The sequence below is a fragment of the Zhongshania sp. genome, from assembly GCF_041623545.1.
Lineage (GTDB): Bacteria > Pseudomonadota > Gammaproteobacteria > Pseudomonadales > Spongiibacteraceae > Spongiibacter.
In genome coordinates this window covers 1-6,754 of sequence record NZ_JBFJWS010000171.1, presented here as the reverse complement: position 1 = coordinate 6,754, position 6,754 = coordinate 1, and the positions used below count along the sequence as shown (strand labels likewise).

Genomic DNA, 6,754 nt, shown 5'->3' with positions numbered 1-6,754 from the left:
CTGTGGAAAGCTTTGCTAAATTGCAGGCCGCTGCTTACGCTCAGCGCGAGCAAGCGCCGGTGGCAAATTTGTTGGCCCTACTGAATACGCGTAGTGAATGGCGTAAAGAAGAGCTTATTTTGAGCATGGCTGGCAGTGCCAAACTTGCGCGCAATTGGCCGGCAGTATCTGAGTCGGCCGGCCTGCGTAGGGTCTTAGGTAATGCCTTGCCCGACGGTATGGATATTCGGGCAGGCGAGAGCTTTGCCGCTTTCATTGACGCCCCTGAGCAATCTCGTTTGCGGGTGACGGTACGAGCAATAACACCCAGTTACCGCAAGGCAGTGCCGGCAAAAATTGCGTTGCAGCTTGATGATCAGCTTCTTGAAAAAATGTACCTCAGTGAGCAAGTACTGAGCCGCGAATTTCCCTTGCCGGCGGGTGAACATCGCGTCGTTTTGGCTTTTGTTGATCCACTGCGTCAAAACCTTGCCAGTGTGAAAGTCGAGTACTTGAGTGCTGGGCAGTGGTTCAGTGTGGACGATGAACAGCAAACTAGGGTGTTGGCGGCGAATTCGCAAACGCCGCTGACTATGTATATGCACGACGCCAAATGGTTGCGCGTAGATCAGTTTACAAACGACAAAGTCGAGCGAAAATATCTGTTTCATCCGGGTGGCGACTTTAATGTTGCCGCCGCATTTAAGACTACGAGGGGCTTGTTTCGCGTGCATTCATTGCAACAAATTGACGCGGATTTGGCTGCCGAGTCCTTGGCGGATTACCGGTTCTATCAGCCAGCGTTAACTGTGTTGCAAGAAAGAGCGACGACACTGGGTGATACCGGGGCGGGGGAGCCTGGATTTGCTTTGTTTGGGGAGGAGCCGCAGCGCGACAGTTGGGCGACTATTGGCGCTTATGTTAAGTACAGTGAACGCAGTGTGCTGGGCTTACAGGCAAGCGCAGAAAAGCAGCGCGCTTTAGAGCTCGGTGCGCACTTCCGCAAAAAGCTTGATAATTGGAATCACGCTTACTTGCGCAGCGATGTATTTGAGCGCCGTGTAAATGCTGATAATTACTCGATTGGCAGTGAAAATTGGCTGGATCTCTACCCCAGCGGGCGGCCTTGGACTGCGCACTTTAAATTAGATGGATATTATCAGCTAAGCGATAATGCATATCTCGATCAGGCGTGGTCACTGAATGGCGATTTTGCAATAAAAATCCCCCGAGATTTTAATTATAAAGCTGGTTTAAGTCATGAGTTTGCGGTTTTTGTCCGCGAGTTAAGTCTTGATTTGGCCGATATTCAGCGTATCGACACCGGTGCAATGGACATTGATGTTTTTAACCGCTATCGGGATACTCACCGCGACGGATGGCGTTATCAGTTGGATGTCGATTACGCACCCTACCGTGACAGTATTCTGCAAGGTGAATTTAAACTGACCGGCAATCAGCACAGTGATAATCAGTTTGTCGATAATGCCCGCGCCGGGGTGACTTGGCAGCAGCTATATGGCGACTGGAAAATCGATCTTGATTACAGCCTCACACAATACCTTGGTGATAGCGATCGCGGGAATGGCTATTTACAGCAAGCCGCAGGGCTGGGGCTTGAACGTATTTGGTGGCAGCCACGGTGGCGTTGGAATGCTAGAGCTTATCTTAGAGTGAATGACGGGAGTGGTGGGCCGGAAGCGGGAATCGAATTGAGTTTAGATAGTCATGAACGTCGTGGCTTGAAAGATTTTAGCCCGCGAGAAACCGCATTTAGAGATTTGCGAGTATTACGCTATCGCTATCAGCGTGATGGCATGGCCGTAGTGGAATAGCGCAATGAAAAATCAAATTAAAGCCATAGAACAATTGTTACTTAGTCAGTTATCGGCTATCGACCGGCCGATCTATACCAAGCCGGTGAAAACCCTTGCAATAGAATTTTTGAATCAATTCGATCGCAAAGAAAACGTATTGACCGTACCTGATTTACGGGTGCGTATTTTAGAGCTGTTGGTGAAAGAGCTAGACGCCGTCGAGCGCAAATTAAATCAGCAGGAAAATTGGTATGCTATTTTTGTAAAAGAGTACCAATCAGCAAATTCTGATGCTGATGGCCGTTACCATATCGCCTTGTACTTAAACAAGCTTGGCTGTAGTCGCCGTCAAATTCGCGGCGATTTACGTGCGCTCTCACGCTGGTTTGGGCTAGAGGCGATACGCGATCGCTATTTAAAACACTTGTCAGAATTAGAGCAGAAGGCGGTGATGCTGTGCAATTTATTTGCGGGCCTGTTCGTTGAAAATGCCTTGGCGAGTAATGAGGAAGCGGTGCAAGCACATTGGCGTCGCTTAGATGTAGAGGGACATACCCTAGCATATTGCACCCATCGCAGAAGTCGGCGCTTGGCTCAGGCTGCGTTTGAGTGTTTATCGAAAACACTGCGTACCCTGCCGGTAGATAATTTGCCGGTACAGGCTGACACGATTAGCTATATTTATCAGATTTGTCAGGATCAGCGCCGCTCGGTTTGGCTGCAGTGTGAGGCGCTGAGCGTTATTGCCTTTTTACAACCAGAATATTTTGCCCGCGCAGTTAAACTTCGTTTGCAGGACACAGAGAGTCCCGATGCGCTTTTTTATCGTTATCGAGTGGTGACGGTTCTCTGTGAACATTTTGACCGTATACCCGAGGCGCGGGCGCTGCTAGGCGATATCCCAAATGATCCCAGTGGCTTTGTTCGCCAGGGACTTATCAACGGACTGCAGCGTTTACCCAATGATGTTGTTGCAGATTTGCTGCCCGGGCTGGCAGTTGATCGAGACCCTGCTGTGCGCATGGAACTGGTGCTGGCGTTACCGCAGCTGGCCGACAAGGTAAGCGGTGAAGATTTGTTGACGCTCATACTTAATCGCTTACAAGTGGAAGACGATGAACTGCTGCTCAGGGCGCTTATTGAATACTGCCCGGTATTGCATCGTCAGGGGCAAAAAAGTGCGCAAGTCGAGCATTTTTACCAGCGCTTGCGCGATGCCCTTAGTGAACTGAATCAACATCATCCACTGACCAGTATTCGGCGGTTTGCTGCTATCGGTCGAGAAGAGCTGTGGGCTATTCAGAGTGCACCGCCCTTACTCAAATACTTGCAAGAAGGTGTTGATGCGCTGGCAATGCACAAAAGTGTGCGGGTTAATCTTCCCGCGGGCAGCGATCGCGAGGAGTTGGGGCGAACACTGGCGCTATTGGGCCGTAAACGTCATGGTCTGGACGCGCAAGTGTCTAAGAATACAGTGCGTTTAACCGCGGGTTACAAAGAAAAACTGCGGCTGTGGCGCGTTCTCCATGAGGTGCGCCATCCTGCCACTGATAAACGTCAGAATTATCCCCACTGGCGCGGTAAGGTGTTTTACGGTCTAGACTACGCTCCGCCGGAAGGTTTGTGTGAAATGAGCCCAACCACCGTTCCGGGGGAACCACTGCATATCGATGATGAAGGTGGCTGGCGCCCCTGGTTGCCGCTGCCGGATCAGTTAATCTCAGTCTTAGATACAAGCTGGCCGACTAAAACCCTATGTATTTATACCGCAGAGGGGATAACTGAGCTCGTGCCACCGGACGGTGTGTGGCAACGAGCGCGCGCTAAATTTATTCTTAGTTGGAAGTTTGCCCATTACGCGGCGTTGCGCAATGCCCAGAATGAACAGGATCCGCGTCGGTATTTGGAGGCCGTCACTGCGCTGGGCTTTACGGTGGGGATTAAAGCCTATAGCGAATGGCCGCGGCAACCGGCGGTTGTGGAGCCCCGGGTACGGCGATTTTTCCCTGCATTTATTCCGCTGCCGGTAATACTTGATGAATACTGGCTTTCTGCCCAACAATATTTGTATTCGGTTTACCACAATACGATCAGCCAGCTGGCCTTGTTCTGCTTCGTATTTGCAGCAGGATTCTTTTCCCGGCATATGGCAATGGGCGTGTTAATGCGCCGTGGCCGCCAGCGTTTACCTTTGGTGATCGGCGGCTGGGGCTCCCGCGGGAAGTCTGGAACCGAGCGCTTAAAAGCCGCGTTGATCAATGGTCTCGGTTACTCAATTGTTTCTAAAACAACAGGCTGTGAAGCCATGTTTTTGTATGCGCCTGCCAACGCGCCAATGAAAGAACTGTTTTTATTCAGGCCTTATGATAAAGCGACTATTTGGGAACAGGTTAACCTAGTGCGCATGGCCGCGAAGCTTGGAGCGAATACGTTTCTTTGGGAATGCATGGGCTTAACGCCGCGCTATATTGAAATTCTACAGCAGCAGTGGATGCGCGACGATATTTCGACTGTGACGAATTGCTACCCAGACCACGAAGATTTACAGGGGCCGTCGGGGATAGAAATTCCCAAGGTTATGCAAAAATTTGTACCGCGCAACGCGGTTATGCTAACTACCGAAGTAAGTATGCTGCCCTTGCTTGAAGACGAAGCCAGGGCGAAGAATACTGAACTGCACTATATTGATTATCGTCAGGCCGCTCGAATCCCCGAAGATATTCTGGCGCGATTCCCCTACGAGGAGCATCCCAATAATATTGCTTTGGTCGCGACGATGGGGGAAGGCTTGGGTATTCCTAGAGACTTTGCTTATAAAGAAATGGCCGACAATATGGTGCCGGACATTGGCGTGCTAAAAGTGTTTCCCCCAGCCCGGGTAAGAGGGCGAAGTTTGATTTTTGCTAATGGCATGTCGGCCAATGAACGTTTGGCGTCACTGAGTAATTGGCGACGCTTAGGTTTTGATGAGCACAGTCTAGCAGCGGACCCCAATATTTGGGTGAGCACCTTGATTAATAATCGCGCTGACCGGGTGTCGCGCTCGAAAGTGTTTGCCGCATTAATGGCAGAGGAACTCAGTGCTGATCGTCATGTTTTGATAGGCGGTAATCTCGACGGCTTACAAAACTACTTACACAGCGCTTGGGATGCGTATATTGAGCAAACTATGGCGGAGGTCGATGCTGTAACCGCCGGCGCGCGTTTAGTGTCGATAGCCAATCGCCTGCGGGTGCCGCAAACTTTTGCTGAGGTTCAGGGGCGGCTGCTGGCCATGTTGCGGGGATTGGGTTTGACCGAGGCCGCCGCCAAAGCTGAGACCTTTGCCGATAGCACGCGGCTTAGGGAGTTTCTTCATAGTGTGCATGGTGATTATATCGAGGAGCTACGTCAGCAGTTTGAGTATGATGTAAGGCGACTTGAAGAGTTCGAAGTGTGCGCGGAAGGCCATAATATTAGCGCTATTACGCTGCAGCTTAGCGCTTGGTTTGTTGAGAGTATTGTTGTTTTAGAAAATTATCATGCCGATGGTAATGAGGTTATCAATACCATTATCGATAATACGCCACCGGGTTTGACCAATCGCTTAATGGGCATGCAGAACATTAAAGGTACGGGCTTGGATTTTGTGTATAAGTGCCAAGCTTGGGATAAATACTATTCCCTTGGTGAAATTGTTCGCAATGGCACCATTGAAACTTCCTTGCCAGCTTTGCGCGAGTTGGCCGGGGCGGCACATTATAATGTGTTAGAACAGGAATATTTGATCGCTTTGTTAGACGATGTTGAAGAGCGCACCGAGTTGCAAAATGAAGAGAGCCAAGTGGAGTTACAGCGTGTTAGACGTATTTTGGCAGATAGTCTTCCGCTTGAAAATGGCAGTGAGGATACAGAAGACGCCGATCATCGTCCGCTAATACTCCGGTGGCTAATGGATTTAATAGAGTCTGTTCTTGATGCTGGCGAAGCGATAAAACGGCGTAAAACGGCCGATTTAATTTATCGAGAACTGATTGCCGAGCGTATTAGTTACGAGCGCGCCGCGGTGGAATTACGCAAACTTAATAGGGACCAAAAAGGCGGTTGGTTTAGTAGTAGTAATTAAACGGACTTTGCCGCTAATTACTTTTTTAGCCTAATAAGCGATTCTGATTTTTTACTACCGCGCTAGATTTCGGCAGTCGTTATTATTTTTTACACAGCTAAAGGTATCTTCGCTGTGACTAATGGGAAATTCAGACATGCATTATTTACCTGTAAACAGGGTTTTAGGCAGCTCCCTTCTTAGTCTTGTACTTCTGCCGCTATTGGTGGCTTGCGGTGCGGGCGGGCCGGGCGGGGTAAATTTAAATACTCAGTATTCAAGTGATGAAAAAAATTATCGAGCCAACTATGAGGGTACACTAATTAGCCTTAGTGGCCGGGTAGTCAATCTTGCAGGTGAGCCGCTGCCTTTCGTGCAGCTGAGCTTTGTTGATAGTAGTGGCGTAACGACGACTAGCGATAGCGAAGGCCGTTTTATTCTGACAAATTTACCGCGTCGCAATCGCCTGCTTAAAATCGAGGCGGCAAATTATCGCAGCGAATTTACTGTTGTCAATTTACTTGCGCCACTCACGGAGTCGTCCCTCGATATCGGTGAAGTAGCGCTAATTCCAGATCGAGATCAGCAGGTGCGCTTCATGTTCGGCGGTGATGTTGCTTTTGGCCGTCGGTATTTGGATCCATTAGAAATAACACCGAGAAATGAAGTACCAAAGGATCAGCCGGGGGCGATAATACGCAGTAGCAGCCCCCAATCGGGAACACAGTCAATTTTGCAGTGGATACGGCCCTATTACTTGGATGCCGATTGGGGCGTAATAAATTTTGAAACCCCCTGCACGCATCGGCCGGATACCCCGCACCCGACAAAGGAATTCGTATTTTTTACGCTGCCTGAAAGTTTGCCCGCGCTG

At 49.7% G+C, this 6,754-nt stretch carries 3 protein-coding genes; all 3 read left to right on the top strand.

Annotated features, from left to right (window positions below; all coding sequences use genetic code 11):
* Window positions 1-1,814, top strand: a 1,814-nt coding sequence (locus tag ABYT30_RS13475; RefSeq protein ID WP_373096966.1) for a hypothetical protein, incomplete at its 5' end; no start/stop codon positions are given.
* 4 nt (window positions 1,815-1,818) lie between these two features.
* Window positions 1,819-5,901: a hypothetical protein gene (locus tag ABYT30_RS13470; RefSeq protein ID WP_373096964.1), complete on the top strand. Its 4,083-nt coding sequence runs from the start codon at window positions 1,819-1,821 to the stop codon at window positions 5,899-5,901.
* A 136-nt stretch (window positions 5,902-6,037) separates the two neighbouring features.
* Window positions 6,038-6,754: carboxypeptidase regulatory-like domain-containing protein (locus ABYT30_RS13465; RefSeq protein ID WP_373096962.1), on the top strand; the 717-nt coding region annotated here is incomplete at its 3' end.

Excerpts from the sequence above, each read along its gene's own strand:
- ABYT30_RS13470 (WP_373096964.1), top strand. The coding sequence starts at position 1,819 with ATGAAAAATCAAATTAAAGCCATAGAACAATTGTTACTTAGTCAGTTA.